This is a genomic window from Haloferax sp. Q22, from assembly GCF_001482285.1.
Classification (GTDB): Archaea; Halobacteriota; Halobacteria; order Halobacteriales; family Haloferacaceae; genus Haloferax.
On record NZ_LOEP01000014.1, the window covers coordinates 156244 to 182442 of the forward strand.

The following is a 26199-nucleotide window of genomic DNA, read 5'->3' on the forward strand; positions in this document are numbered from 1 at the left end:
CCGCGTTACGCGCCCACTCTGTTCTGAACGCCTCTGACGACGCTGTAGACGAGCCCGGGGAGCTGCGCCGGGCCGGGTGTCGAGCCCGCGCGTAGGTACGCCAGTCCCGCGTCGAACCGCCCCTCGCGGAGGTACTGCGCGGCGAGCGCGTACTGGTGAGTGCCGGTGACGTCGTAGCCGCGGGTCTCTAGCTCGACGACCTCCTCGGCGAACGTCTTGAGGAAGTGCGCGTTGGCCCGCCGGACGGCGTCCGCGCTCGGTCCGCCGGAGGGATACCGCCGCAACAGGGGTTCGTCGACGTAGGCGAGCTTTCCTTCCTTCAGGACGCGAATGAGGAACTCGGTGTCCTGGTAGCGGTCGAACGACTCGTCGAACCCGCCGATTCGCTCGACGACCTCGGACTCGACGACAAGCGTCGAGCCCGCGCTGGTGTGGAGGTTCTCCATGAGAATCTCCTTGATGAGTTCCTCGCCGCCTTCCGCCCCCTCTCGGGAGTCGTGTGTTCCAAGGACGGACTTGACGCGTTCCACGAGCGGGTTGGCGTCTGCGTCGTCGAGAATCACCGTTCCGCAGTAGGCGGCGACCCAGTCGTCGGATCGCCGTTCGAGCGTCTCGACCTGCCGTTCGAGCTTCGTCGGTGCCCACTCGTCGTCGGAGTCGAGGAGCGCGACGTAGTCGCCGGTCGCGACCTCGATTCCGGTGTTCCGGGCGGCGCTTCCACCCTGATTCGTCTCGTGGACGAGGTAGTTCACTCTCGGGTCGTCGTAGGCGGTGACGACCGACGCTGTGTCGTCCGTGGAGGCGTCGTCGACGACGATGACCTCAACGTCCGACAGCGTCTGGTCAAGCGCGCTGTCGATGGCACGCGGGATATCGTCCGCGCGGTTGTACGTGGGAATGATGACGCTCACTGTCGGCATCGGGTATCTCCTGTTACTCTCCGTCGGGGGCGCATTATTATCGAGCAGGTAACGCGCGGGTCAGTGGCGCGCTTACCGATGGCATAATAATGGCCGGCTGGGCTGACTCCGGAGTATGGACGTCCGCGAACTCCACGACCACAGCACGCGTGTTCTCGACGAGATAGCTCGGTCAGTCGTCGTGGACCGAGCCGTCCTTCGGCGCATCCTCACCGGGGTGCTCTCGCAGGGACACGTTCTCCTCGAAGACGTTCCCGGCACGGGAAAGACGCTGACTGCACAGAGCTTCGCCACGGCGCTCGGCCTTTCGTTTAGCCGAATCCAGTTCACGCCCGATCTCCTCCCCGCCGACGTGACCGGGACGTACGTGTTCGACGAGCGAGACCGGTCGTTCGAGTTCAGCGAGGGCCCGCTGTTCGCGAACGTCGTCCTCGCCGACGAGATCAACCGCGCCTCGCCGAAGACGCAGGCCGCGCTCCTCGAAGCGATGGCCGAGGGGCAGGTGACCGTCGACGGCGAGACGCACCCGCTTCCGGACCCGTTTTTCGTCATCGCCACCCAGAATCCGGTCGAACAGGGGGAGGGAACGTTCCCCCTGCCCGAAGCGCAGAAAGACCGGTTCCTCGTCAAAGACAGTCTCGGCTACCCGGACGAGGAGGGCGAACTGGAACTGCTCGACCGCCGCGACGCGCGCGACGCGCCCACGCCGACGGTCTCTTCGGTCCTCTCGACGGACCGCGTCCGCGAGATGCAGCGCGTCCCGGAGACGGTCCGCGTCGACGGCGAGATAAAACAGTACATCGTCGACATCGTCCGCGCGACGCGGGAGAACCCCCGCGTCGCGGTCGGCGTCTCGCCGCGCGGCTGTCAGCGACTGTTCGAGGTCGTCCGCGCGACGGCCGCAGTCCAGGGCCGGAGCTTCGTCATTCCGGACGACGTGAAAGCCGTCGTCCACGCGACGGTTGCCCACCGAATCGTTCCGACCGCCGAGGCGACGGTCGACAACGTCGAGCGGAGCCAACTCGTCGACGACGTGCTCGCCGAGGTCTCGGTCCCGACGGTCAGTCGTGCAGAGCGAGCGTGAGGAAGACCAAGGCGACGAGCATGAACGCGACCGCGTGAAGCGGCAGACCTGGCGTTCCGAGGTCGCGGACCACGAGCCCGGCACCGACCGCGACGCCTCCGACGAGCGTCGTCCCGCCGAAATGGGCCGCTTCGACGGTCCACGTCGTCGCCTCCCGGCCGAGTTGCTCGCCCACTGTTATCGAGTTCTCCGCAGCGTCCCACGAGACAACGAGCGCCGCGCACGCAACGAGCAGGGCCACGGCGTCGGCCGTCTGGAACAGCCCGCCGGCGACGACAGTCAAGAGGAGCGCCGCGCAGCCGAGTTTACTCAGTCCGCGCGACCCGGACCCGCGAAGGGGAAGCACGCCGAGGCCGAGACAGAACACGCCGAAGAGTCCGAGTCCGGCCTCGATGAGCTGTGACTGGCCGGTGGCGCTCGTTACGGCGAGGCCCGCACCACCCGTCGCGACGAGGACACCGACGAGTAGCCCGACAGTCCCGAGCAGTCGCTGCCCCGTTCGGAACCGGTGTGCGCCCTCGATAGCGAGGACGAGGCCGGCGACGGCGACGAACGTCCCGACCGACGCCCCGGTGTTCACGAGCGAGACGGACAGCGCGGCGGCGAACAACGACAGCGCCGCGCTGAGCCGCGCCGGCCGTCTGGTTATCTCTGCGCTCACGTCCGAACCCCCCGCTGTGCGTCGATTGCGAGCGCGAGCGGGTCGCCGAGGGGCCAGTCGATGACGGGGATACCGACCTGCCGGAGCGCCCGCAATCGGTTCCGGCGCTCTGCGGCCGCCAAGCGCTCGCCGGGTGTCTCGTTCGCCGTCGCGTCCGGGGAGACGACCGTGACCGCGTGGCCGTGCCCGTCGAACCGGTGCGCAACTTCGACGGCGGTGTCGTCACAGAGCGGCGAGACGAAGAGGATCTGCGTCTGTTCGCCGAGCCGTCCGAGGTACGATTCGACCTGTTCGTCGACCGGGTCGTCCGTGTCTGTCGGACTCGCGGCGAACGCCGAGTGCCTCGAAAGCAGTTTCCGCAACCGGAGCCGGTGTTCTCGCCCCGCGCCCGGCGCTCGGAAGCAGTCTTCGGCCGAGAGCGCGGCGAGGCCGACGTGGTTCCGGCCGTTCAGCAGGGCAGTCGTCAACTGGGCCGCGGCGGACGCCCCGGCGTCGACGGCGTGTGTCTCCCCGGGCGGGCCCCTGTAGGCGATCGCTCGCGCGTCGACGAGGACGAGGATTGACGCCGCTTGCTCTTCCCTGAAGTCGACGGTCGTCAACTCACCCGAAGCGGCGTAGCGCTTCCAGTCGATTTGGCTGACCGGGTCGCCGCGGCGGTACGACCGCGTCTGTTGGAACTCGATGCCCGAGCCCGTCCCGTTCGCGGCGACGCTGCCGACGGTGTCGAGCGTCTGTGACCGACGCGGCGGCTTCGTAATCTCGATCGTGCAGTCGAGTTCCGTCTCGTCCGCGGCGCGAACGTCGAGTTCGACCTCCCTGTCACCGCTGGGGTCGCGGACGATGGCGGTCGCGTCGTCGAACGCGTGCCGCCCGCGTTCGGCTTCGACGGCGTACGAGAACGTCCGCGTCTCGCCGGGGCGGAGCACCATTCCGCGCCTCGCCGGGTCGTCCGTGACGGTGAGCGCCGGGGGGACGCCGTCGACGATTTGGCAGTCGTACAGCGTCTCGTCGCCCTCGTTCGTCACCGCGACTTCGATTTCGACCTCGTCGCCGCTCGCCGGTGAGGCGGTGTCGACCCGGCGGTTGAGGGACAGATTCGGCGTCGGCATCGGGACGGCTCGATGGTACGCCGCGAAGACGACGCCGACCGTCGAGAGCAAGAGGAGCTCCTGTCGCTTCGCCAGTAGCCCGGCGGCCGCGACGACGAGCGCGACGGCGATGACGCCCCGCCAGCGGTTCGTCTGTTGTGGCGTCGTCACCGTCTCGTCCCCCCATCGACCGCGTAGACGGCCTCGGCGGTCCGCCGGGCGCGGAACTCAGCGGGCGTCTGTCGTCGCCGAAGCGCGCTGAATGCGGTGGCGAGCGTCGACCGGTTCGGACTCCCGAGGAACGACGCCGCCTCGGCGTCGTCGGTCCACTCGCCGCGTCGAACGAGTTGACGCGCGCGGCTCCGACCGCAGTTCCGCTCGCGCATCACCGCCTCGACGGCCGCCGTTCGGAGCCGCGTTTTCACTCGCGCTCGGGTACTGTCGCCGAGAACGGGGGTTCGATAGTCCCATCCCCGAACCGTCTCGTCGAACTCGCGGCCCGCGGGCGGGACCCGAACAGGGACCTCCGGGTCCGACGTTTCGACCTGTTGCAGTTCGCTCTCCCGGCCGGAAGCGATGACTGGGAGCGCCGCGAGTAGCGCGACTCCCGAGAGCGCGGCTACGAGGACGTAGTCACCACCAACCCCGGAGACGAGCGCCGTCACCGGGAAGGCCGTCTCGCGTGCGACCGTTCCGGCGGCGAGACAGCCGAGTCCGAGCAGTCCGAACAGTAGCTTTCGGCGGTTCACGACTGGTCTCGCCCCCCGGATGACCCGAGTCGTTCGAGACACTCTCGCGCGCGCCGGCGTCGGTCCTCGGTCACCGGCGCACCGCCGTATCTGACTTCTTCGAATAGCTCCGTGAGCGACCACACCGAGTTCGCGTCGGCCCCGTTTTCGCGGGCGATTGCCGCCCGCTCTCGCGGCGTGAGCAACTGACGGTCGTCGAGTCGGAGGCGTTCGACCATCTCGTACCACGCTTCGGTGACCTCGTTCTCCGGTTCGGGCGGCGCATCGAACCCGCCTTCGGCGCGTTCTTCCGCCGGAGACTCGTCCCCGCGGAAGCGGGGGATCATCGGCGACAGTCGCGCCGCGATGCGGTCTCGATACCGAGCGACGAGCGCGACGGCGACTACCGCGATGATTCCGACGACCAGTTCGACGAGACGCGAGAGCAGCGCGAGCAGGGCGTCGATGAGCGCCTCTAGCCTGTCTTGCTCGCCCGGTGTTTCTTTCGACCCCTCCGACTGGTCACGCTGTGAGTCCGAACTGTCGGTCGAACTGTCGGACGTGGAATCGTCGTTCCCGTCGTCCGGACCGCTCGCGCTAGACTGTCCCGACTGTGACGACTGTTCGCCGCCGTGTTCCTGCTGACTCGGGTTGTCCGTCAGCGTCTGGTATTCGCGCTTGATGTCGTTGGCGTCGCCCTTGTCGAGCGGCAGCGAGGAGTAGTCGAGGTCAATCGCCTCGCTCGGCGAGGAGTCGACGGCCGATTCGAGCGAGCCGGCCGCCGAACCGACGACGAACAGACACACGAGAGCCAGTCCGAGCGTGACGAGCACGTCACTGTCCATCCGACCGACCTCCGTGGGTGTCGAGGCGTATCACGATGGGTGTAGACCCGCCCCCGCTCATACTAATTATCCGCCCGATAAGCCGCCGCTACGTAGTCGATAATAACGGTGGGTGACCGTGATGTCTCGTTTGAGTTCGAGATGGAAATCCCATCCAATACACTGAAACGTGCGAGTATCGCCCTCCTCGTCGCGCTCTTGATGACGACAGCCGGTTGTTCGTCATTCGCTGGCGGCGACGCAGGAGACACGGCAGCGGCGAACGAAACCGCCGAAACGACGGAGATGACGACTTCTGACGTTGAGACGACCGCCAACGACACGGCGTCTTCGGACGACGTGACGAACGAGTCGTCGGATTCCGGCTCCGATTCCGACTCTGACTCCGACTCCGACCACGACTCACACAGCCACGACTCGACGACGAACGCCAGTAATGAGTCGTCCGTCGACGCGGCGTACACCGGTCAGATGGCCGTTGTGGTCGCCGGCGAGCGCGTGAGCCTCACGGAGGACCTCGACGAGGACGCGCCGATTCACATGAGCGACGTCGACTCGTGGCACACCAACGAGAGCACGACGCTCGCGGCGGCGCTCGACGCGGCCGATGTCAACGCCACCGAGTCGTCGCTGACCTACGACGGCGAGACCTACGAGGAGTCCGAAAACGGGACGAAGCTCATCTACCGCGTGGACAGCCACGAGGTCGACCCCGAGGAGTACACGCTCGAATCGGACGACAAGGTGTGGGTGCTCGCCGTGACCGACGACTCGAACGTCACCACCCCCGGCGAGTACATCCCGCCGGAACAGCTCCACGTCCACGGGACCATCGACTTCACCGTCGACGGCGAACGGCTCGACTTTAGCCGCGACAAGTACCAGCGGGCGGGTCACAACGACCACTTCCACTTCGAGGGCGGTCACGCGAACCCGTGGCACGCGCACTCCGCGCACGTCACGCTCGCCTACGGCATGTCGACGCTCGACGGCATCAACATGACCGACGAGGGCGTCACCTACAACGGGACGACCTACGCGTACGACGGTGACGGTGACAACGCGACTGCGAACGTCACCGTGAACGGCGAGTCCGTCGACCCCACCGACTACTACCTCAAGAACGGCGACTCGGTCTCTATCGAGATAGCGTCTTCCGACTAATCTCCCGCGTTCGTTTATTTATGTACACGAATCACCGAACAGCAGGCGGTCTACGACTGATACGACGTTCGTCTCCGCGCGTCGCACCGGCGCGGACCCCCGACGAGAGCGGCGCAGACGGGTGGTGTGAATGAAGCGGAACATGGTCACCGCGTTCCTCTCTATCTTCGGGGGGCGCATCTTCATCGTGCTGTCTTCGGTGGTCCTCACGCCGCTTCTCATCACGACACTCGGGTTCGAACTGTACGGTCGCTACGGCACCCTCACCGCCGTCTTCGGTATCTCGACTATCTTGATGAGTTCCGGCATCAACAGCGGTGCCCGGAAGTTCCTCGCCGAAGACCGCTCGATCTCCGACTGGCAGACCCACGTGTTCGGCTACTACTTCCGCCTCGGGACGGTCCTCGCGGTACTGACCGCGCTCGCGTTCGCCGCCGCCGCGCGATTCGGCGTCGTCACCCGATTCCTCGGTCCGGAGTACGTCGTCGGCTTCTACGGCCTCGCCGGACTCACCATCGCGACGCAGTTCCGCGAGTACGCCCGCCGGTCCCTGATGGGACTCAAACAGGAGCACCTCTCGGAGCCGCTTCGGGTGCTCAACAAGGTCGGAACCCGGCTCGCGCTCATCGGTATCGCCTACCTCGGATACGAAATCGGGGGGCTGATGGTCGGCCTCATCGTCGTCAACAGCCTCGTCGCGCTCCTCGCGCTGTGGTGGGTCCGCAAGAACGTCTCGCTTCGCGGCATCTTCAGCACGACGCCGCGGGAGTTCCCGACGAAGGAGCTGTTCAGTTTCAACCACCTCTCGGTGGTCTACATGCTATTTCTCACGTCGATGTACCACGTCGACGTGCTGATGCTGGCGTCCCACGTCACGGAGACGCGCGTCGGTTACTACAAGTCCGCACTGGTCATCAGCCAGTTCCTCTGGGTCATCCCCCGCTCGATTCAGTCGATGCTCGTGCAGTCCGTCTCGGACCTGTGGGCGGACGAACGAATCGACCAGATAAACGAAATCGCCTCTCGCGTCACCCGCTACGGGATGCTCGTCATCGTCCTCCTCTCGCTCGGGCTGGCGGCGCTCGCGAAGGACTTCGTCCCGCTGTACCTCGGTTCGGGGTCGATGCCCGTCGTCACGCCGCTTCTCATCCTGCTCCCGGGGACCATCGGCTTCGCGGTCGTTCGCCCCATCCTCGCCATCAGCCACGCGAAGGCCGACATGAAGCCGCTCATCGCGGCGACCGGTGCCGCGGCGGTTCTGAACATCGTCTTGAACGTGGTTCTCATCCCGCGTCACGGCATTCTCGGGGCCGCCGTGGCGACGACCATCGGCTACTCCTCGCTCCCGGTGTTCAACCTCGCCAGCGCGCGCTACCTCGGGTTCAAGCCGTTTTCCGACGCTCGACTCGTGCGAGTGCTCGCGACGGGGTTCATCTCCGGAGTCCCCATCTTCCTGCTCTCGATGACCATCGAGAGCAGTCTCCTCGCGTTGGTCGTCGTCCCCATTATCGGCCTCCTCGTCTTCGTGACGGTGGCGTTCGTGGTCGGGGCCGTGGACGCCGACGAGGCGCTGGACCTGCTGAGTTCGCTTCCCGACCCGGTTGGTTCCCGCGCCACCGCGATTCGCGTCCGTCGCGGCGGCGGTAGCGCCAACGCCGGGACTCCCGCGTGGGGCAACGAACCCTGGGCCGACCGGCACAAAAACACGCTGCAACGCGTCCTGCTCGTCGCCGGCGTCCTGCTCTCGCTCTCCGGTGTCGCGCTCGCCGTCGGCGTCCCCAGCGTCGGCATCGCCCCCTCGGTCGACGGCGACTCGCCGGTACCGCAGGTGAACAACACCACCCCGGTCACCGACACGCCGATGCCGACGACCGATACGCCGGTGACGACGACGCCGCCGACCGAGACGGATACGGGGACGACCGACACGGCGACATCGACGAACACCACCAGTCCGCCGTCGAATACGACGACGACCGAGTCGGACGACGGCGGCGGCTGGCTCTGGGGCGGTGACGACGACGATGACGACGACGGCGATGATAGCGACGACCAGACGACAACCGCGTCACCAACAGCGACGGAGACGCCATCGAACAACACGACGACAGCGACGACGACCGCGTCACCGACGACGACGGACACACCGTCGAACAACACGACGACAACGACCACTTCGTCGCCGACGACGACGGACACACCGTCGAACAACACGACGACAACGACGACGACCTCGTCACCAACGACGACAGATACGACCACCACAACGACCGACACAGCTACGACAACGACCGACACAGCCACGACAACGACCGACACCGCCACAGACACGACGACTACGACCACAGAGACGACGACAGCGACGAATACAACCACGACTGAGACGACGACCACGGATACGACGACCGACACGACGACGACCACAGATACCACGACAACGTCCACGGACACCGACACCACGACGACGGATACGTCCACGACCGACACCGCGACGACAGACACGACAGCGACCGATACCACCACGACATCGAATACGACCGACAGCGGGTCGACGCTCCTGATGACGCAACCGCTTTCGGCGGTCGAGTGGCTCGATTTGCAGTCGTCTCCGCTCGGCGGGTCGCCGTGGTTCCACTCGGTTCTGTTCGTGGGAATCGTGGCGCTCGCCGGTCGAAGCGCGCGCTAACGGGCCGTCTGGATTTTTTGACGCCGACCGTCGGACCCGAGTGCTACGCGGACCGCCTCCCGACAGAAACAGATAGCGCGGTTCTGGTGCCGTTCCGGAGCCTTACTGCGCGGCGACGGCTTGCCGCTCGCTCCCGGTCTCGTCGAGGACTTCGACGTAGAGGTCGGCGATGTCCTCGCAGACGTTCTCCCACGTGCACTCGTTCGCGTACGCCTGAATCGCGTCCGCGTCCCACCGCTTGTGAAGGGCATCGATGACGGCGTCGGCGAGTTCGTCGTGCGACTCCGGCCCCTCGACGAGGAAGCCGTAGTCGTCGCTCGTGACGACCTCTTCGCTCCCGCCGTTTTTCGTCGCGACGACCGGCGTCCCGCAGGCCATCGCTTCCAGTTGGACGACGCCGAAGCTCTCGCTGTAGCTGGGGAGGACGAACACGTCGGCCGCGTTCATCCAGTCGTTGAGCGTCCCCGACTCGACGTAGCCGAGCAGGTCGGTCCGGTCGTCGATACCGAGTTCCGCGGCGAGCGATTCGAGTTCGTCGCGCATGCCGCCCTGCCCGCCGATGACGAGTCTCGCTTCGGGTTCGGAGTCGCGGACTCGCGTCATCGCTCGCATCAGGTGCTGGAAGCCCTTCCGCGGTTTCAGCGTCCCGAGCGCGAAGACGATGGGTTCGTCGTCGCCGATGCCGAGTCGCTCGCGGGCCGCGGCGGTGGAGATGCGCTCGAACACGTCGGTGTCGTAGCCGTTGGGGATGTGGACCACGTCGTCGTTGTAGGCCTCCAGTTTCGAGCGGTCGCGCCGGTTGACGCGAACGAGCCGGTCGGCGTCGGTCCACGCTCGCTTCAGCCGGGCGTTGTCGGAGTCGAGTTGTGTTTGGAACCAGTTGCGGTTGGCGTGGACGGTGAGGACGTACGGGATGCCGAGTTCCTCCTTCAGGCGCGCGCCGACGTACCCGGAGGTCCACGTCATGTGGCAGTGAATCAGGTCGAACGAGACAGGATGGTCCGCCAGTTTCTTGCGGACTTTCCGGGCGTGTTGCTGTCCGAGGATGTGCTCGCGCTGCGCGTCCACCGGGAGGTACATAAGCGGGGTCTCGATGACGTGTACGTTGTCGGGCACGTCCGTCGTGGCGATTTTGGCGTCTCTTCCGAACCCCTCGCCGCCGCCCACGGGGAGCCGAGATGCCACGTCGGCGAACCAGTTGTACCTGACGCAGACGGTAACGGAATCGAAGTACTCCGCGAGCACGTCGACCTGCGACTTGACGAAGTGTTTGTAGCCGTGTGAGACGACGAGGAGGTCCTTATCGGCCAGTCGGTCGTGGTCCATGCGTTACCCGCAGTTGCGTACCGACCCCCATGATTATCGGGTCGGTAAGATCCGTTCGTCTCAGACGGGTGGCAGTTCGGTGTTGTCGACGACGAACCCCTCCGCGCCGCCGTCGATGTAGCCGCCGTAGAGCACCGAGTCCATGACGACCACGTCGGTCCCCTGCGAGTACAGCTTCATGGCTTGTCGCCCGCCGAGGGACCGCGCGGTGATGCCGTCGAAGCGCGTCCGGTTGCCCTTGTTGATGAAGGGGTGGTGCGTCGCCTCGTAGGTCCCGCCGACGAACAGGGCGTCGTCCGCGAGAATCTCGGCGCAGCGCCGGTAGCTCTCGCCGGGTTGGTGGACGGTCAGGTTCTCGAACCGGGCGTTCGCGCGCTCGACGCGAATCGCCTCGCGCTGGCCGTCGCCGGGTGCAGAGCCGGTGATGGTGACGTTCTTGACGAGCACCATCGGGTCCTCCGGAAGGTTTTGTCCCTGAAGGTAGATAGCGAAGTTCGACCCGTGGATGTCGATGGTCGTGTCGAGGACTTCGAGGCGACCCGCCCCGGGAGTCACCTGAATGCCGCGCGCACAGCCCTCGTCGTCGTTGAGGACGATGCTGCAGTTCTTGATGACCGAGGTCTGCGCGTCGTCGAGGACGCGAATGGCGTTCTCCGCGGAACCGGTGACTTCGACGGTGGTGTCTTCGATGCGGAGGTCAGCCCCGTCGTCGAGGCGGATACCGCGCTGGCTGATGCCGGGGACGAGTTCGTCGATGACGACCGTCGCGCCGCGGACGCTGCTGCCGTACCCCTTGAGCCGAATCGAGGAGACGGTGCTGTTCTTGTACGTCCCGCCCTCGACGTGGACGACGCCCTTCGAACCCGAGACGTACAGCCCGTTGTCCGGGAACCGACCGAGTTCGCAGTCGACGAAGCGGAGCGTCCCCGCGCTGTTCGGGTCGATGAGTATCCCGGTGGGGCCGAGGTTGATGTCGCCGATGGTGTCTTTCGTGAACGCCGCGCCGTCGGGCGCGCTGAATCGCTCGACGGTGCCGGTCCCGCCGGCCGTGGTCACGCTGAACAGCGCCGGACCGAGGGTTCCGGTGTCGTGTTCGCCCGCGATGGTGATGTCGCGGACTTCGAGCCCGTCCGTGACGTAGGCCTCGATGGCCCGAATCCCGGTCTGCGGGGCGGTGAAATCGAACGTGAACCCCTCGAAGAGGAGGTCTCTGCCTGGGGCGTAGATGACGCCGAGCCGGAAGAACCGGGCCGCGCCGGTGAACTCGCCCTCGGTGACGACGTTGCTGTCGATGGCGTCGATTCGGCCGTGCGTGAGCGTCGCGTTCGGCCCGTAGAACCCGAGGTTCTCGAATCCGGTCTTTCGGAGTTGCCTGTGCATCAGGTATCGCCCCTCCGGGAAGACCAGGAGCGTGTCGTCCGCGACGTGCCGCGAGAGCACGTCGTCGATGGGTTCGACGCCCTTCGGGTCGGCTCCCGCGTCGACGACGTTGACGACGTTCGAGAACCGGTCGAGGTACGCCTGCGGAACGTCGACGCTCATCGTGTTCGCCTCGACGCTGTTGACGGGGTGCGACAGATAGCTTCCGACCGCGAGGGTGCCGACGGCTCCGAGGAGATACGAGCGCCGCGTAAGCTTCGGGCCCCGGGAGTCATTCGCGTCGGTATCGTCAGATTGCGTGAATCTCATACAACCGAGAACGTCGTATACTCACGAACGTTCCCGGCTTCACATGTTCAGCCTTTAAGTATGTCTGCGGATTTCGGCGGCCTTCGGCCCCCGATTCGACTCGGGTTACTCGCTCGGAACCTCGGTCTCGTAGGTGTCGTCGTCGACCCGGATTTCGAGCGCTTCGTTGTCGTTGTGGTCGAGGACCGTGCCGAAAAGCAGGAACGTGATACCGAAGAGAAGACCGATTGCCCAACTGCCGAGGCTGGGTGAGTCGTCGTCGCCGTCGCCACCCGTCAGTCCCGAGCCGATGAGGCCGATGGCCGCGACGCCCGCGATGACAGTTCCGAGGTAGTAGAACGCCGCGAGCGGGTGGAAGTCGCGGAGCATGTACTTGTTTTTCAGCCGCCAGAAGTAGTTCCGGAGCAGCATGCTCGAGACGCGGGGGACGTACTCGCTGTAGTTGATGTGGCTCTTCCAGTCGTCGTCGTACAGGTACTCCGCGGAGCAGGCGATGTCCGCGACCCGAAGGTTCTCGGCGTTGAGTTTGACGAGCAGGTCGTTGCAGTAGCCGTAGTACTCGTACATGTTCTCGATGTCGGCCTGCCGAAGCGCCTCGTGGGAAATCGCGGTGTAGCCGTTCTGCGGGTCCATCGTCTTCCAGTAGCCGCTGGCGAACTTCGTCAGGTACGAGAGGATGGAGTTACCGACGAGTCGATAGCCCGGCATGGCGTCGAGGTCCGACTGCTCCATGAATCGGTTGCCCTTCGCGTAGTCGGCGTCGCCCTCCGCGATGGGGTCGAGATACTTCGCCAGTTCGTTGGGGTTCATCTGCCCGTCGCCGCCGAGGACGGCCGTGATATCGACTTCGTCTTCCAGCGCGTGGAGGTAACCGGTCTTAAGCGCGCCGCCGACCCCGCGGTTCTCCTCGTGTTGAATCGGGACGACCACGTCGTCGTACGCCGTCGCTTCGGGGGTGTGGTCCTCGTTGAACGCGTCGGCGTGCGTCACGATTTCGTCCCACGTCCCGTCTGTCGACCCGTCGTCGACGACGTAGGCCAGGTCGACGAACGAGGGGAGAGTGTCGATGACGTCCCCGACGTAACCCGCTTCGTTGTAGGCCGGCACGACGACGGCGATTGAGTTGTCTTTGTACATTGTAGTCGGAGTCCTACCGAACTGTGGACGTTTCGGTGTCGTTATTATGGGTATCGTAGTTGCTCACAGCCCGCCGACAGGTTCGGGAGCGACCCCGCGGAGACGCGGCTACAGACGCTTATCACCCGCATAATAACCCGTACCGATTATCGAACAACAGGCGATGCACGAGGACCGAAGGGGGGACGACGCTCGACCGATATACTTGGAGATAACGCTTGAGGACCCGAGGCTGATTCTCTCGTCGTTCGTCACGGGACACCGGGGGCCGGTCGAACTCGAATTCCAACCGACCGAGGGATTTGGCTGGGACTGCGCGTTCGTCGTTGTCGAACAGGGTCCCGTCGATTCAGTCGGGGCGTCCCTCGTCGTCGACCCGACCGTGATAGAGGCGGATTTCCTCGGTTCCGTCGGCTCCGACCACCGGTTTCGCGTCCTCTTCGGGAGCGGCGTCCGCCTGATTCCCCCGTCCTCGACGGAGATGGGCGTTCGGGTCATCTCCGTTCGACACAAAGACGGCAGGTGGTCCATCCAGATGCACCTCCCCGCTCACTCGACGCTGCACCGCGTCCAAGAACACTACCACGACAACGATATCTCATTCCGGGTAAAGCGCCTCCACGTCGCCCGCGACACCGACGTGGGGACCGAGACGGCGCTCCTCCCGGGGCAGCGCAAGGCGCTTCTCGTCGCCCACGAACACGGTTATTTCGAGGTCCCACGGCGGTCCTCGCAGGGCGAACTCGCGGCCATCCTCGGCATCTCCAAGTCGGGGGTCTCACAGCGGATTCGCCGGGCCATCTCGCGACTCATCGAGGCGACGCTGTCGCCGTGACTCCAGCCGGCCGCAGAGAGAGGTGAGTCGCGGCGGGGACTCGGGGCCAAACCGTCGTGGCTCAGAACCAGTTTCCGTCGTACGTGACGTCGACGTCGCCGTACTCCCAGACGCCGTTGTGAATCACAGATTCGGTTACTTCGACGCCGCTCGACCCGTCGATGACTTTCATTCCTTCGTAGCCGTCGTGCGACTCGGCGGTGATGCCGCGGAACGTCGTCCCGTCAGCGTCGTTGACCAGCGGGATGTGGCCCGTGTCGTAGTCGCCCCAGACGAACGTGCTGCCGTCGCCGAGTACCTTGACCGCGCGTCGATAGTCGCCACCAGTCTGCTCGACGTCGAAGCGGTCGAGCGTGCAGTTCCCTCGTTCGAGCCGGACCGCGTGCCGACCGTTCGACCCGTCGCCGGAGCCGCCGACGCTCGACTTGAGAATGTAGACCGGGTCCGCGTCGGCGCTGCTCGGCCCGCCCACGACGAGCGCGTGGCCGCTGGTGTTGAACTCGATGTCCGTGTTGATGATATCGATTTTTCCGGCGCCCGGCGAGACGGTGACGGCCTTCGTCGACACGTCTCCGTTGACGATGACGCTCGAGTTCTGAATCCGCGCCCACTCGACGTCGTTCTGGACGCTGATGGCGCGCCCGTTCGGCTCGTCGATTCGGACGACGGTGTCGTCTATCCAGTTGTACGCACCGCCGTCGAGTCGGATGCCCCGCTGGTTCGTGTCGTCAGTGCGGCGTTCGTCCACGATGACGGTCGCGCCGTGAATCGAGCTGTAATCGCCCGAGAGCCGGATGTTGGCGATATTACTGTTCTTGAACACACCGCCGTCGACGACGACGCGGCCGCCCTCGGTCGAACAGTAGAGACCGTTGTCGGGCCACGCGCCGACCTCACAGTCGCGGACCCAAAGCTTGCCGTCGTGGTACGGCGACACGATGATTCCCGTGGGCCCCACGTCGATGTCGCCCGGCGTGTTGTCCGAGAACTCGCCGCCGTCGGGAATCCTGATGTTCTGGAGCGTCCCGATGCCCGACGAACTGGTGACGTCGAACGCGAACGGGCCGTACTTCCCGCTGTCGTGTTGGCCGACGACGGAGAGGTTCCGCGCGAGGAGGTCGTCTCTGACCTGCGCTTGGACGACGCGAAGTCCCGTGTCGTCGTCGGTGAAGTCGAACTCGAAGCCCTCGACGACGAGGTCTTCCCCCGGTTGCTCGAACGTCCCCAACTTGAACAGCCACCTGCCGTCGTAGTCGGCGGCCGGGACGATAGTCGCGTTATCTCCCCGCAGTTCGAACCCGCGGAAATCGACGTGACGGAACGAGTCGCCCATGAGATACTCGCCCTCCGGAAAATACAGAACCGTCCCGTCGTCGCACTGGATGTCGTCTAAGATCGGGTTGATAGACTCCCCACCGGTCGGATCGGCTCCCTCGTCGACGACGTTGTACCAGTCGTCGTCGGCTGATGCCGTCCCGGCGAACGAGACCGCCGCGGCCGCCCCGCCGATGCCCTTCAGTACCTGTCTCCGAGAGACTGTCCTCCTGCGCTCTTCTGCGCCTTGATTCCGCATCGAGAGAACGTCTCTGCCTCTGTCTAATGAGTATTTTTAGCGTTTATCGTATTATTCAAACAGAATGTCCTTCCATATCGACGATTAGGGATGCAACTGTTAAGTAGAGTTGCTTTTGTCAAATTATATTTCCGTTATCCGTTACAAGACGGGCCGCGAATCAGCGGCGCAGGCCGGCGACACGGCGAGCCCACCGAAGTCCCGGCGTCCCGTCGAGCACCCACAGCAGAACGACCACCCCGAAGACGGCCGCGTAACCGACGACGAGCCCCGTGTTCTCGGGGCGCAGCATCTGATAGAGGAACGTCTGGAAGTACTCCGCGAACCGCTGGACAAAGCCGAGGTCGTTCGAGTACGGCTCCCGCGGTGCGAGCGGCCAGAGCAGCCTCCCGAGGTTCGGCCCGTTCGCCCGGAGGGCGAGCAGGTCGCCGATGAGGTGCGACCCGTACCCGGCGACCGCGGCGACCGCGAGTTTCACCCTGTTCCGCGTCCAGAGCGCCCCCGCGAGAAGTCCCACGAGCGGTGCGCCGACGAGGAGCGAGTGCGCCGGGCCGTACCCCGTCGTGACGACGCCGAGCGTCCACGAGAGCGGCTTGTCCACGAGGTCGGGAACCTGCGTCATCACCGCGAGGGTGACGCCGGCCGCGTCACCGATAGGTGTCTCCCACGCGGCGCGGTTCGCGAGGGAGTACAGCACGTAGCCGAAGACGAGATGCTCCCACGGCCACATCAGGCCGAGATCCCCCCAATCGAACCCGGCCGACCGAGTTGCGCGGTGGTGTCGCCGCCGCCGTCGCCGACCGACACGACGAGTTGGACGGTCCGATACGAGTTCTCGCGGTTCGCATCGTCGGGAGCGTCACCTTTGTAGACGTGATAGACGAGTCGGAGCGACTCACCGGACATCGTCGGTCGAACGTCCTGTTGGACGTAGGCGGTCTCGTTGTCCTCGACCGACGCTTGCGTTCGGTCGAGTTCGCGCTCTTCGACCACCTGTGTCCCGTTCGGCGTTCTGTCGAGTCGCTGAAGCTCCGTGACGACCGTGTACGTCGTCGACTCGTGTTCGTGGTTCTCCAGCGCCAGCGTCACCGGGACTTGCTCCCCCGAACTGAGCTGCTGGGGATAGCCGCTGGCCTCGTAGCCCGACTCGTTTTGGGTCACGAGGTACGCTTCGGTGAAGTCCGTCTCGGGAGTCTGCGTCTCGACCATTGCGAACCCGACGCTGCTGAGGAACGCGACAAGGCTGACAACCACGAGGAGGTTGACGGCGAGCGAGACGGGCGAACTCCGCGACTCGGAGGACAGCGGGGACGTGACCGCACCGGCGGTCGCCGCCACGCTCCCGAGGACGGTACTGAGCGGCGGGGCTCCGGCTCGCGCGTCCGGGGGGAGCAGCAGGCGCCGGGCGACGGCGACCGCGGTGAACAACATCGTCACGCCGAACACGCCGAGCGCGACGATGCTCGCGTCGAACCCCTGTCCGACGAGGTTGGTGACGAGCGCGACCGCGGCGACGAGCGCGAGGCTCAACGCCGCCGAGAGGACCAGTCGAACGGAGTAGAGCAGTCCGGCGGTGTGGCGCGTCGGTCGCGTCAGCGCCGACTCGTCGTCCATGGTGTCGGACTCGACGTCCGACCGCCGTTCCGGGAACACCGCGGCGAGGAGCGCGTATCCCGGGTAGAGGACGATGAGCGGCACGACGAACAGACTCCGGACGACGGACCCGGAGAAGTCGAGCATGACCACCGCGAGCGCGGCGATTGCCCCCGCGACCACGAGGAGTAAGTCGAGTGTCCAGCGACGGGTAGACGACTTCATCACCCGCGCCTTGACAGTCCGTGTTGAAAAATGGCCGCGACCGTTCACGCCCGAAACCGGTCGAAAGAGGGGCTTAGCGGTCTGATAAGGGCGGATGGCTGACTGCGCCGACGGCGGCGGTCAGGGGGTGACGCTCCGAAAAATCGAGGAATTCCGACGCTGGTTGGTGAGCGTTCGCACGGCCGGGACGGCTCGCTTTCCGCCGTTTTCGGGCGTCTGCGGGCTTATCGTCCCGATAATAATGGCCGTTTCGCGTGACCTCCGTTTCGAACCGCGGGCCACGACGGCCCGCGGCGTGACCAACACATGCGCACCAAAACCAAACTCCTCGCGGCGCTCGTCGCACTGTTCGTGCTCGTAACCACCCTCCGGTCGGACGGCGACGTGTCGCCCGCCGACGAGGACGAGACGATCGCCGATTCGGCCCAGACATGAACTTGTACGTCACGGGGTCCAACTGCGAGATAGACGACGACGTCACCCTCGGGTACCCGGCCAGCGACGAGTCACAGCAGACGATCGTCGGCGACGACGCCCGAATCCGCTCGGGGACCATCGTCTACAGCGACGTGACCATCGGCGACGGCTTCGTCACCGGCCACGATGCGCTCGTCCGCGAAGACACCCGAATCGGTGACAACGTCGTCGTCGGAACCAACACCGTCATCGACGGCACCGCGACCATCGGTTCGAACGTGAGCCTCCAGACCCGGGTCTACGTTCCGACCCACACGCACATCGGCGACGACGTGTTCGTCGGGCCGGGCGCGGTGCTCACGAACGACCCGTATCCAGTCCGGCAGGACGTCGAGATGACCGGTCCGACGCTCGAAGACGGCGTCTCGGTCGGCGGGAACGCAACGATCCTCCCCGACGTGACCGTCGGCGAGAACGCGTTTGTCGCCGCCGGCGCGACCGTCACCGAGGACGTTCCGCCGGAGACGCTCGCGGTCGGAACGCCCGCCGAACACCGCCCACTCCCGGCGAAGCTCCAGGGAGCGAACACCATATGAGCACGCAATCTTCAGTCACGACTATCTACGGCTCCGAACGCACCGAAGACGAACAGATAGCCGCGCTCACGTCCGGCGACGTGCCGGTCGGCGTCTACGGCCTCGGCAAGATGGGGCTTCCCCTCGCCTCCGTCTACGCCGAGACTACCGGTAACGTCACCGGCGCGGACATCGACACCGACGTCGTCCGCGAGATAAACGCCGGTCGCAACCACATCGTCGGCGAACCCGGACTCGACGAACTCGTCGAAGAACTCGTCGAGGACGGCGCGCTCGTCGCCAACACGGAACCGCGTGAGGTCGCCGACGAGGCGAGCATTCACGTGGTTATCGTCCCGACACTCGTCGACGAGGCGGGCCGTCCGGACCTCTCGGTCATCGAGGCGGTCGCACGAGACATCGGGAAGGGACTCGACGAGGGCGACCTCGTCGTCTTCGAATCGACGCTCCCGCCGCGCTCCTGTCGCGACGCGCTCCTGCCGCTTCTCGAATCCGAAAGCGGTCTCTCGCTCGGCGAGTTCGGCCTCGCGTTCTGCCCCGAGCGGACCTCGTCCGGGCGCGCGTTGAAGGACATCCGCGGGGCGTACCCGAAGGTCGTCGGCGGCGCCGACGACGAGAGCACCCGTGCCGCGTCGCTCATCTACGACCAGATTTCGTCGAACGAGGTCATCACGGTCTCGGACACGACGACCGCGGAGGCGGTCAAGGTGTTCGAGGGCGTCTACCGCGACGTGAACATAGCGCTCGCGAACGAACTCGCCACCCACGCGGGCGAGTTCGAAATCGACGTGACCGAGGCCATCGACGTGGCCAACACCCAACCGTTCTGCGAAATTCACACGCCCGGCGCGGGCGTCGGCGGCCACTGCATCCCGTACTACCCGCAGTTCCTCATCACGCAGTTCGAGACGGGGTCGCCGCTCATGGAGACGGCTCGCGCCGTCAACGACGAGATGCCGCACGTCACCGCGCAGACGGCGCTCGACCGACTGGCGGCGCGGGGTATCGACCCCGAGGACGCGACCGTTCTCGTCCTCGGTCTCACCTACCGCGCCGGCGTCGAAGAGATTCGCAAGACGCCGGCGCTCCCCGTCGTCGAACATCTCGATGAAGCGGGCGCGGACGTGGTCGCGACCGACCCCATCCTCGACGACACCGCCGTCTTCGAGGACGCCGGCGCGACGGTGATGCGCGGCGTGACGAGCGACGACCTGTCGCCGGACGCCATCGTCCTCGTGACGGCCCACGAGTCGTTCGACCACCTCGACGTTCCCGCCTTCGCCGACGACGACCGCCCGGTCGTCTTCGTCGACGGGCGGCAGGCCGCCACGGAGTACCGCGACCACGACCGCGTCGACTACGAGGGAATCGGTCTTCATGACTGACACCGTCTGCGTCGTCGGCCTCGGCTACGTCGGCCTGCCGCTGGCCATCGAGTTCGACCGCGCCGGGAAGTCGGTCATCGGCTACGACGTCGACCCAGACAAGGTCTCGACACTCTCGGCGGGGACGGACCCCACCGGGGACGTAACCGACGAGGGCGTCGCGGCCTCAGACGTGCTGTTCACGACGGACGCGACGCACATCTCGGACGCGGACTTCGTCATCGTGACGGTCCCGACCCCGGTCGACAGCATGGAGAATCCCGACCTCACGTTCGTCGAATCCGCGGCCGAGACCATCGGCCAGCACGTCTCTCCGGGGACGACCGTCGTCCTCGAATCCACCGTCTATCCCGGCGCGACCGAGTCCGTCCTCGTCCCCGCGCTCGAATCCGAGTCCGGATTCGCCGTGGGTGAGGACATTTTCGTCGGCTACTCGCCGGAGCGCGCGTCGCCCGGTGATACCGGGCGGAGCGTCAAGGACGTGGTCAAGGTAGTCGGTGCCAACTCGGAGGGGGTCCGCGAGCGCCTCGCCGACCTCTACGGGAGTATCGTCGACGCCGGTATCCACCGCGCGCCCGACATCGAGACGGCGGAGGCGTCGAAGGTCATCGAAAACGTCCAGCGCGACATGAACATCGCGCTCGTCAACGAACTGGCCATCGCGTGCGACCACATGGGCCTGACGACCAAGGACGTACTCGAAGCCGCGGGGACGAAGTGGAACTTCCACGACGGTTACTCCCCGGGCTTCGTCGGCGGCCACTGCATTCCCGTCGACCCGTTCTACCTCACCTACCGCTCCAAGCGCGAGGGCTTCTCGCCGAAACTCGTGTTGCAGGCGCGCGAAATCAACGAGTACGTCCCGGTTCACGCCGCCCGCAAGGCGGTCAAGACTATCAACGAGTCGGGGCGCGTCCTCCAGGACACGCGACTGCTCGTCCTCGGACTCGCTTACAAGCCGGGCGTCGGCGACATCCGAAGCTCCGACGTGAGCACGATGATAGAGAAACTCGACGAGTTCCACGTCGACTGCGTCGGCTACGACCCTCACGCCGACCCCGACGAGTCGCGGGAGGTCTTCGGCATCGACGTGGTCGAGTCGGTCGACTTCGACGCCTACGACGGCGTCGTCGTGGCGACCGGTCACGAGGAGTTCACCGACTACGACCTCGACGAGATGGCCGCCGCGCTCGGGTCCGACCCGGTCATGATAGACGTGGCCGACGTGTTCGACGCCGACAAGGCCGACGAGCGCGGCTTCCACTACGCGCAGCTCTGAGACACCGCGATGGACATCCTCATCACGATTCAGCACCCCGCGCACGTTCACTTCTTCAAGCACGCCATCGACGAGTTCGAGGCCCGCGGCCACGGGGTCCACGTTCGCGCCCTCGACAAGGACGTCGCCGTGGACCTCCTCGACGAGTACGAAATCGACTACGAGGTCGTCGGCTCCCGCGGCGATTCGCTTTCCGGCGTCGCGCTGTCGACGCTCGGTATCGAGTATCGCCTGTTTCGCGCCGCGCGGGACATCGACCCGGATGTCGTCGCCTCCATCGGCGGGTTCGAGGCCGCACACGTCGCGAAACTCGTCGGAGCGGCGTGCGTCGTCTTCACCGACACAGAGCACGCGACGCTCTCGAACGCGCTGACCTTCCCCTTCGCAGACGAGGTTGCCACGCCGAAGTGCTACCGCGACGACGCCGGTTCGAACCACTACCGATACCCGAGTTACCACGAACTCGCGTACCTCCACCCCGACCGGTTCGACCCCGACCCGTCGGCGCTCGACGGCCTGCCGGTCGACGCCGACGACACGTACGCCGTCGTCCGGTTGGTCAGTTGGGGCGCGGCGCACGACATCGGCGACGAGGGTCTCGACGGCCTCACCAAGTTAGTCGGTCGCCTCGAAGACGCGGGCGCATCGGTACTCATCTCCGCGGAGGGCGATTCACTTCCCACTGAGTTAGCAGACTACGCCACCACCATCGATCCGCACCTCATCCACCACGTGCTCGCGTACGCCGACCTCTTTATCGGCGAGAGCGGGACGATGGCCTCCGAGAGCGCCGTGCTCGGGACGCCGACCGTCTACGTCCACAGCGCGAACCCCGGGCTCATGCGCGACCTCGCGTCGTTCGACCTGCTGTTCGGGTACCACGGCGAACATCGGAACGAACGCGCCGCGGACCGGGCGGTCGACATCCTCCGGTCGACCGACGCCGACTGGGAGGCCCGCCGACAGCGACTCCTCGAAGAGAACGTGGACGCGACGGACATCATCGTCGAACGGGTTCTCGCGGCCGTCGAGTAGCGGCCGTCGACTAGCCGCTCGTCCCCGCGTTTCGCCGCTCGTTCTCGGACCGTGACTGAGGCCTCGAAATAGCCGATTCTCGACGGTTCACGCCGTTTATCTGCTATATAATAAGGGGCCCTTGGTGTCTGTCTCGTCTCGATGACACTGCTGGATACAGTCCGACCGTCGAGCCGGGACGGCGATGTGACCGTGCTGGTGACCGGTGCCGGTACCTTCGGCGCTTCGGGTATCATCAAGGCGATTCGACGGGCCGACGCGTTCGACGCCCACATCGTCGGCGTCGATACGGACCCGGACGCTTACGGCTTCAGCCTCGTCGACACGGCGGAGACGGTCCCCGCCGGTGACGCCGACGCGTTCGTCTCCGAGCTGCGTTCGGTCGCGAGCCGCGAGAACGCCGACGTGATTTTCCCCCTCAACGCGGCGGACGTCGAGGCCCTCTCCGAGGCGAAGCCCGCCTTCGAGCGCGAAGGTATCGAAGTGATGGCCGTTCCGCCCCAGTCGCTCTCGATTACCAGGGATAAAGGGCGGCTGTACGACGAACTCGTCAAGCAGGCCCACCCGATGGCACCCGAGTTCTACCGCGCCTCCTCGTTCGACGAGTTTCTCGATGCGGTCCACGCGCTCGGCTATCCCGACCGCCGCGTCTGCTTCAAGCCGCCCGTCAGCAACGACAGGCGCTGCTTTCGCGTCGTCGACCCGGATATGGACCGGTTCAACGCGCTGTTGAACCAGAAACCGGACAGCACCGTCACCACGCTCGACGACGTGCTCCCCGTCCTCCGTGAGACGGCCCAGTTCCCCGAACTCATCGTGATGGAGTACCTTCCCGGCGAGGAGTACACCGTAGACGCCCTCGTTCGCGACGACGAGACGCCGGTTCTCGTCTCACGGTCGCACGCCGCGACGTGCGACGACTCCTCGTTCGTTGGCACCGTCGAGAAGAACCCGGAACTCCTCGGGGACGCCCACGAGCTCTGCTCGCTCTTCGGGTTGGAGTACAACGCCACGTTCCGGTTCAAATACACCGCCGACGGCAGGCCGAAACTCGTCGACGTCCATCCGCGAATCTCCCGGTCGGTCACCGCGTCGGTCGGTGCGGGCGCCAACATCCCCGCGCTCAGCGTGCAGTACGCGATGGACCGTGAGCTTCCCGAACTCGACATCGAGTGGGGAACCCACGTGACCCGCGACTGGCAGGACGTGTTTTACGGCCCCAATACGGACCCGACCACAATCTGACGGATCCTCTTCGAACCACAACTCTCAGCTCATACATGACGATGCTCTCATCGGTATACGACCGCTTACAACGAGCCGAACTCGACGTGCTCGCGGCGGCCCTCGGAGTCGTGCTCGCGCTCGCGTTGTTCCCGCTGCGGTTCCTCTCGTCACAGATCTTCATCGTGACGCTCCCGATACTCCTCGGCGTCGGGAGTCTCCTCTATCTCGCGGCCGCCCGCGGGAGGGGGACCACGAACGGCCTCCCGACGCTCGCGCCGTCGCTCGTGCGACTCATCTCGGCTGGCGTCTTCTTCGGTCTCGCCGTCATGGTCGTTCTCGCGGTCGTTCAGGGCGAACGAAGCATCCTGTTCATGGACATCGGCGGCGTCGTCGGCACGCTCCTCCTCGGACAGATACTGCTCGCCCCGGACGACGAACTGCGGCCGAGCGTCTTCCTCGCGGAGATTCTCGTGTACTCGTTCGTCGTCCGATTCGCCGCGCTCTACACCGCGCCGGGTTACATCGGAATCGACATCTGGTCGCACACGACGTTCGTCCAGATGATTCTCCAGGCGGACTCGCTGTCTGCCATCAACGACATCAAGTACTATGCGTCGCCGCTGTTCCACCTGCTCACGGCGGCGTCGACGCACCTCCTCGACCTGTCGCTTCGGAACGCGCTGTACCTCTCGATCGGCGTCGTGATGCCGCTCGTCCCGATTTTAGTCTACGGGACGGCACGACTGCTCGTCCCGCTCCGGTGGGCCCTCACCGCCGGCGCGCTGTACGCGATGGGCGACCAGGTCGTCCGCTGGGGCATTCACCTCATCCCGACGAGCCTCGGTCTGCTGTTTTTCCTCGCGTGTCTGTACTGTCTCGTGCGGATCACCCACGCCAGCGAGCGATGGCGCGATTTCGGCCTGCTCGTCCTGTTCAGCACCGCCGTCATCCTCACCCACCAGGTGTCGTCGTTCATCATGTTGGTGCTCCTCTTCGCGGGGTTCGTCGCGCAGGTGTTGCTCCGGTTCGACTTCTTCACCGAGGACCCCGACCCGCTTTCGTTCTCGGGCGGCGCGTCCAGCCCCGTGAACCTCGCGGGGCTCGTGGGGTTCAACCTCGGACTCATCGTCTTCACGTGGTCGCTGACGCCGTATCAGGGCGACACCTTCCTCGAAACGGTCATCAACTACCTCGTGTTGAACCTGTTCAACGCCGGGTTCCTCCAGGGTGTGGGCGGTAGCGGCGGGTCGGCCGGCGCGTCCGGTGCGGCCGGTTCGGCCGGCCAGACGTTCTTCTCGCAGCTCTCGACGTACGTCACCGAAGCCGGCTTCCTCATGCTCATCTTCGCGGGTCTCATCGGGTGTCTCACGGTGCTCAACCGCTCGCGGGCGACGCAGACGACGTACACGTTCGTCGGCGCTATCGTGGCGATGCTGTTCGTCGTGCTCGGACTGCCGCTCGTCGGTATCGAGAGCTTCGTCCCCGGTCGCTGGTTCGCGTACCTCTACGCCCTTCTCGCCATCATCGGCGTCCTCGGGTTCCGCCACCTCGCGAACCGGACCTCGCTCAAGGTAGTCGGCGTCATCCTGCTCCTGTTCGTGCTCGTCTACCCGAACGTGATGTTCATGTCGAACGACGGCGCGATGGACAGTCCGGCGTTCCCGGACCAGCACGAACGACTCTCGTACACCGAACAGGAACTCGCCGCCGTCGATACGTACAGTTCGGCCCGCTCGTCGCAACAGGGCGGTGAACTCTACACCGACCTGCCGTACGGGACGGTGTGGGAGCGGACGAACGCGTATCCGGCCGAGCCGTTACCGGCCGAAGAAGGGCGGCCAGTCCCGCAGGGGATAACGGCCTATCGGGAGTACCAATCACAGAGCGCCTCGTACTTCCCGAACGAACAGGACGTGGCTACGAACCTCGACCCGTCGAAGACCGAGGTCTGTCCGCCGACGACGAACTACGTCTACGCGAACGGCGAGGTCACGATTTGTTCGCTCCCCGGCGCTAACTGACCGCTCGGCTTGCGGTCGTTCTTTTTTTCACCGTGTGTTCTCGTTGAGGCTCTTTCCGCAACGCGGGTGGTGAAGCTCCCCGTCCTGTGCAGTAACGCGGTTCGAGAGCACACAAAGCATATTCCGAGACAATGACACATCTACCAGAATGAGACGGTTGTCCCTCCAGACGCTCGTGGTCGTGTGCCTCGTTGTCTTTGCCGATGTGCGACGACTGGCCAGACAACGACTACTGCACCACCAACAGCTACGACACAGACGGCGACGACGACAACCACGACAGCCACGACCACCACACAACCGACAACTGTCCCGCGAGCCGAGCGCGTGCCATTCGTCCTTGAGAACGAAGCTAATTCGAACAAAAGCGTCCATGTCGTAATCAGCAACGAGTCAACCGCAGTCTACAATGACACGGTCGCCCTCGGTCCGGGGGCAACGCGCCACGTGGCTACGCTGACCGGGCAGGAGAACACCTACGACGTCACGGCCACGATGAACGGGAGTTCCTTCGAGAGACACGTTACTCTCAACGCTGGGCTCCTCCAGAGCGGGATCACAATCAATGAATCCGAGGAGTTCGAGTACAGTTACATAGAGGGTGTCATAGAAGAGTTCTCACACCGTGATCACGGTACTTCCCGGATTGTCTCCACGTTCGTAGTTGGTGATTGCGACGACGAGG

Annotated in this window: 23 protein-coding genes; 12 read left to right on the top strand and 11 right to left on the bottom strand. The window is 65.4% G+C overall.

The window, feature by feature from the left end; translation table 11 throughout:
- Positions 1-5: 5 nt before the first annotated feature.
- On the bottom strand, positions 6-920 hold the full coding sequence (locus AM590_RS05005; protein ID WP_058826505.1) for a glycosyltransferase family 2 protein: 915 nt from the start codon (positions 918-920) through the stop codon (positions 6-8).
- A 115-nt stretch (positions 921-1035) separates the two neighbouring features.
- Between AM590_RS05005 and AM590_RS05010 the strand changes: the two genes are divergently transcribed.
- Positions 1036-2004 (top strand): MoxR family ATPase, encoded by a 969-nt coding sequence (locus AM590_RS05010; RefSeq protein WP_058826506.1) that lies wholly within the window; start codon positions 1036-1038, stop codon positions 2002-2004.
- On the opposite strand, the gene AM590_RS05015 is transcribed toward AM590_RS05010, so the two are convergent.
- From AM590_RS05015 to AM590_RS05030, 4 genes are read right to left on the bottom strand one after another with little or no spacing between them, the layout of a single operon-like run.
- A complete protein-coding gene (locus AM590_RS05015; protein WP_058826507.1) occupies positions 1982-2665 on the bottom strand; it encodes a hypothetical protein in 684 nt (227 codons plus the stop codon). The genes AM590_RS05010 and AM590_RS05015 overlap by 23 nt on opposite strands.
- The gene (locus AM590_RS05020; RefSeq protein WP_058826508.1) at positions 2662-3924 is read right to left on the bottom strand and encodes a DUF58 domain-containing protein; all 1263 of its coding nucleotides are present in this window, start codon (positions 3922-3924) and stop codon (positions 2662-2664) included. Before AM590_RS05020 ends, AM590_RS05015 begins: the two co-directional genes overlap by 4 nt.
- Positions 3921-4502, bottom strand: coding sequence for a hypothetical protein (locus AM590_RS05025; RefSeq protein WP_058826509.1), 582 nt, complete (start codon positions 4500-4502; stop codon positions 3921-3923). The genes AM590_RS05020 and AM590_RS05025 overlap by 4 nt, the downstream gene beginning before the upstream one ends.
- Positions 4499-5326 carry a DUF4129 domain-containing protein gene (locus tag AM590_RS05030; protein WP_058826510.1) on the bottom strand — a complete coding sequence of 276 codons (828 nt, stop codon included), beginning with the start codon at positions 5324-5326 and terminating at the stop codon, positions 4499-4501. Before AM590_RS05030 ends, AM590_RS05025 begins: the two co-directional genes overlap by 4 nt.
- 201 nt (positions 5327-5527) lie before the next feature.
- Here AM590_RS05030 and AM590_RS05035 point away from each other — a divergent pair, with 201 nt between their 5' ends.
- Together AM590_RS05035 and AM590_RS05040 are read left to right on the top strand one after the other, a co-directional pair.
- Positions 5528-6490: a hypothetical protein gene (locus AM590_RS05035; protein ID WP_253805870.1), complete on the top strand. Its 963-nt coding sequence runs from the start codon at positions 5528-5530 to the stop codon at positions 6488-6490.
- Positions 6491-6620: 130 nt separating this feature from the next.
- Positions 6621-9176, top strand: coding sequence for an oligosaccharide flippase family protein (locus AM590_RS05040; RefSeq protein ID WP_172795759.1), 2556 nt, complete (start codon positions 6621-6623; stop codon positions 9174-9176).
- 102 nt (positions 9177-9278) lie between these two features.
- On the opposite strand, the gene AM590_RS05045 is transcribed toward AM590_RS05040, so the two are convergent.
- From AM590_RS05045 to AM590_RS05055, 3 genes are all read right to left on the bottom strand, one after another.
- Positions 9279-10502, bottom strand: coding sequence for a glycosyltransferase (locus AM590_RS05045; protein ID WP_058826512.1), 1224 nt, complete (start codon positions 10500-10502; stop codon positions 9279-9281).
- 60 nt (positions 10503-10562) lie between these two features.
- Positions 10563-12191 (bottom strand): right-handed parallel beta-helix repeat-containing protein, encoded by a 1629-nt coding sequence (locus AM590_RS05050; RefSeq protein ID WP_058826513.1) that lies wholly within the window; start codon positions 12189-12191, stop codon positions 10563-10565.
- 105 nt (positions 12192-12296) lie between these two features.
- Entirely contained in the window at positions 12297-13328 is a 1032-nt protein-coding gene (locus AM590_RS05055; RefSeq protein WP_058826514.1) for a glycosyltransferase family 2 protein, read from the bottom strand.
- Between the two features lie 163 nt (positions 13329-13491).
- On the opposite strand from AM590_RS05055, the gene AM590_RS05060 reads away from it, so the two are divergent.
- The gene (locus AM590_RS05060) at positions 13492-14163 is read left to right on the top strand and encodes a helix-turn-helix domain-containing protein (protein WP_082677670.1); all 672 of its coding nucleotides are present in this window, start codon (positions 13492-13494) and stop codon (positions 14161-14163) included.
- A gap of 61 nt (positions 14164-14224) precedes the next feature.
- Here the strand turns inward: AM590_RS05060 and AM590_RS05065 are convergent, their stop codons facing one another.
- From AM590_RS05065 to AM590_RS05075, 3 genes are all read right to left on the bottom strand, one after another.
- Positions 14225-15736 (bottom strand): twin-arginine translocation signal domain-containing protein, encoded by a 1512-nt coding sequence (locus tag AM590_RS05065; protein WP_042664365.1) that lies wholly within the window; start codon positions 15734-15736, stop codon positions 14225-14227.
- Positions 15737-15896: 160 nt separating this feature from the next.
- Positions 15897-16466, bottom strand: coding sequence for a metal-dependent hydrolase (locus AM590_RS05070; RefSeq protein ID WP_058826515.1), 570 nt, complete (start codon positions 16464-16466; stop codon positions 15897-15899).
- The gene (locus AM590_RS05075; RefSeq protein ID WP_058826516.1) at positions 16466-17554 is read right to left on the bottom strand and encodes a DUF1616 domain-containing protein; all 1089 of its coding nucleotides are present in this window, start codon (positions 17552-17554) and stop codon (positions 16466-16468) included. Before AM590_RS05075 ends, AM590_RS05070 begins: the two co-directional genes overlap by 1 nt.
- A 306-nt stretch (positions 17555-17860) precedes the next feature.
- Here AM590_RS05075 and AM590_RS21235 point away from each other — a divergent pair, with 306 nt between their 5' ends.
- The 8 genes from AM590_RS21235 to AM590_RS05110 form a co-directional block, all read left to right on the top strand.
- Entirely contained in the window at positions 17861-17989 is a 129-nt protein-coding gene (locus tag AM590_RS21235; RefSeq protein WP_256364932.1) for a hypothetical protein, read from the top strand.
- Positions 17986-18567 carry an acyltransferase gene (locus tag AM590_RS05080; protein ID WP_058826517.1) on the top strand — a complete coding sequence of 194 codons (582 nt, stop codon included), beginning with the start codon at positions 17986-17988 and terminating at the stop codon, positions 18565-18567. The genes AM590_RS21235 and AM590_RS05080 overlap by 4 nt, the downstream gene beginning before the upstream one ends.
- Positions 18564-19952 carry a nucleotide sugar dehydrogenase gene (locus AM590_RS05085; RefSeq protein ID WP_058826518.1) on the top strand — a complete coding sequence of 463 codons (1389 nt, stop codon included), beginning with the start codon at positions 18564-18566 and terminating at the stop codon, positions 19950-19952. The genes AM590_RS05080 and AM590_RS05085 overlap by 4 nt, the downstream gene beginning before the upstream one ends.
- Positions 19945-21231, top strand: coding sequence for a nucleotide sugar dehydrogenase (locus AM590_RS05090; protein WP_058826519.1), 1287 nt, complete (start codon positions 19945-19947; stop codon positions 21229-21231). The genes AM590_RS05085 and AM590_RS05090 overlap by 8 nt, the downstream gene beginning before the upstream one ends.
- Before the next feature lie 9 nt (positions 21232-21240).
- Positions 21241-22266: a DUF354 domain-containing protein gene (locus tag AM590_RS05095; RefSeq protein WP_058826520.1), complete on the top strand. Its 1026-nt coding sequence runs from the start codon at positions 21241-21243 to the stop codon at positions 22264-22266.
- A 186-nt stretch (positions 22267-22452) separates the two neighbouring features.
- Entirely contained in the window at positions 22453-23511 is a 1059-nt protein-coding gene (locus AM590_RS05100; RefSeq protein ID WP_058826521.1) for an ATP-grasp domain-containing protein, read from the top strand.
- Positions 23512-23552: 41 nt separating this feature from the next.
- Positions 23553-25514, top strand: coding sequence for a glycosyltransferase family 39 protein (locus AM590_RS05105; protein ID WP_253805872.1), 1962 nt, complete (start codon positions 23553-23555; stop codon positions 25512-25514).
- A 327-nt stretch (positions 25515-25841) separates the two neighbouring features.
- On the top strand, positions 25842-26199 hold a 358-nt coding region (locus tag AM590_RS05110; protein WP_253805874.1), incomplete at its 3' end, for a hypothetical protein.

Bases quoted from the DNA above. Each gene is read 5' to 3' on its own strand.
- AM590_RS05005 (WP_058826505.1), bottom strand. From the start codon at position 920: ATGCCGACAGTGAGCGTCATCATTCCCACGTACAACCGCGCGGACGAT.
- AM590_RS05010 (WP_058826506.1), top strand. From the start codon at position 1,036: ATGGACGTCCGCGAACTCCACGACCACAGCACGCGTGTTCTCGACGAG.
- AM590_RS05030 (WP_058826510.1), bottom strand. From the start codon at position 5,326: ATGGACAGTGACGTGCTCGTCACGCTCGGACTGGCTCTCGTGTGTCTG.
- AM590_RS05035 (WP_253805870.1), top strand. From the start codon at position 5,528: ATGACGACAGCCGGTTGTTCGTCATTCGCTGGCGGCGACGCAGGAGAC.
- AM590_RS05040 (WP_172795759.1), top strand. From the start codon at position 6,621: ATGAAGCGGAACATGGTCACCGCGTTCCTCTCTATCTTCGGGGGGCGC.
- AM590_RS05045 (WP_058826512.1), bottom strand. From the start codon at position 10,502: ATGGACCACGACCGACTGGCCGATAAGGACCTCCTCGTCGTCTCACAC.
- AM590_RS05050 (WP_058826513.1), bottom strand. From the start codon at position 12,191: ATGAGATTCACGCAATCTGACGATACCGACGCGAATGACTCCCGGGGC.
- AM590_RS05055 (WP_058826514.1), bottom strand. From the start codon at position 13,328: ATGTACAAAGACAACTCAATCGCCGTCGTCGTGCCGGCCTACAACGAA.
- AM590_RS05060 (WP_082677670.1), top strand. From the start codon at position 13,492: ATGCACGAGGACCGAAGGGGGGACGACGCTCGACCGATATACTTGGAG.
- AM590_RS05065 (WP_042664365.1), bottom strand. From the start codon at position 15,736: ATGCGGAATCAAGGCGCAGAAGAGCGCAGGAGGACAGTCTCTCGGAGA.
- AM590_RS05070 (WP_058826515.1), bottom strand. From the start codon at position 16,466: ATGTGGCCGTGGGAGCATCTCGTCTTCGGCTACGTGCTGTACTCCCTC.
- AM590_RS05075 (WP_058826516.1), bottom strand. From the start codon at position 17,554: ATGAAGTCGTCTACCCGTCGCTGGACACTCGACTTACTCCTCGTGGTC.
- AM590_RS21235 (WP_256364932.1), top strand. From the start codon at position 17,861: ATGCGCACCAAAACCAAACTCCTCGCGGCGCTCGTCGCACTGTTCGTG.
- AM590_RS05080 (WP_058826517.1), top strand. From the start codon at position 17,986: ATGAACTTGTACGTCACGGGGTCCAACTGCGAGATAGACGACGACGTC.
- AM590_RS05085 (WP_058826518.1), top strand. From the start codon at position 18,564: ATGAGCACGCAATCTTCAGTCACGACTATCTACGGCTCCGAACGCACC.
- AM590_RS05090 (WP_058826519.1), top strand. From the start codon at position 19,945: ATGACTGACACCGTCTGCGTCGTCGGCCTCGGCTACGTCGGCCTGCCG.
- AM590_RS05095 (WP_058826520.1), top strand. From the start codon at position 21,241: ATGGACATCCTCATCACGATTCAGCACCCCGCGCACGTTCACTTCTTC.
- AM590_RS05105 (WP_253805872.1), top strand. From the start codon at position 23,553: ATGCTCTCATCGGTATACGACCGCTTACAACGAGCCGAACTCGACGTG.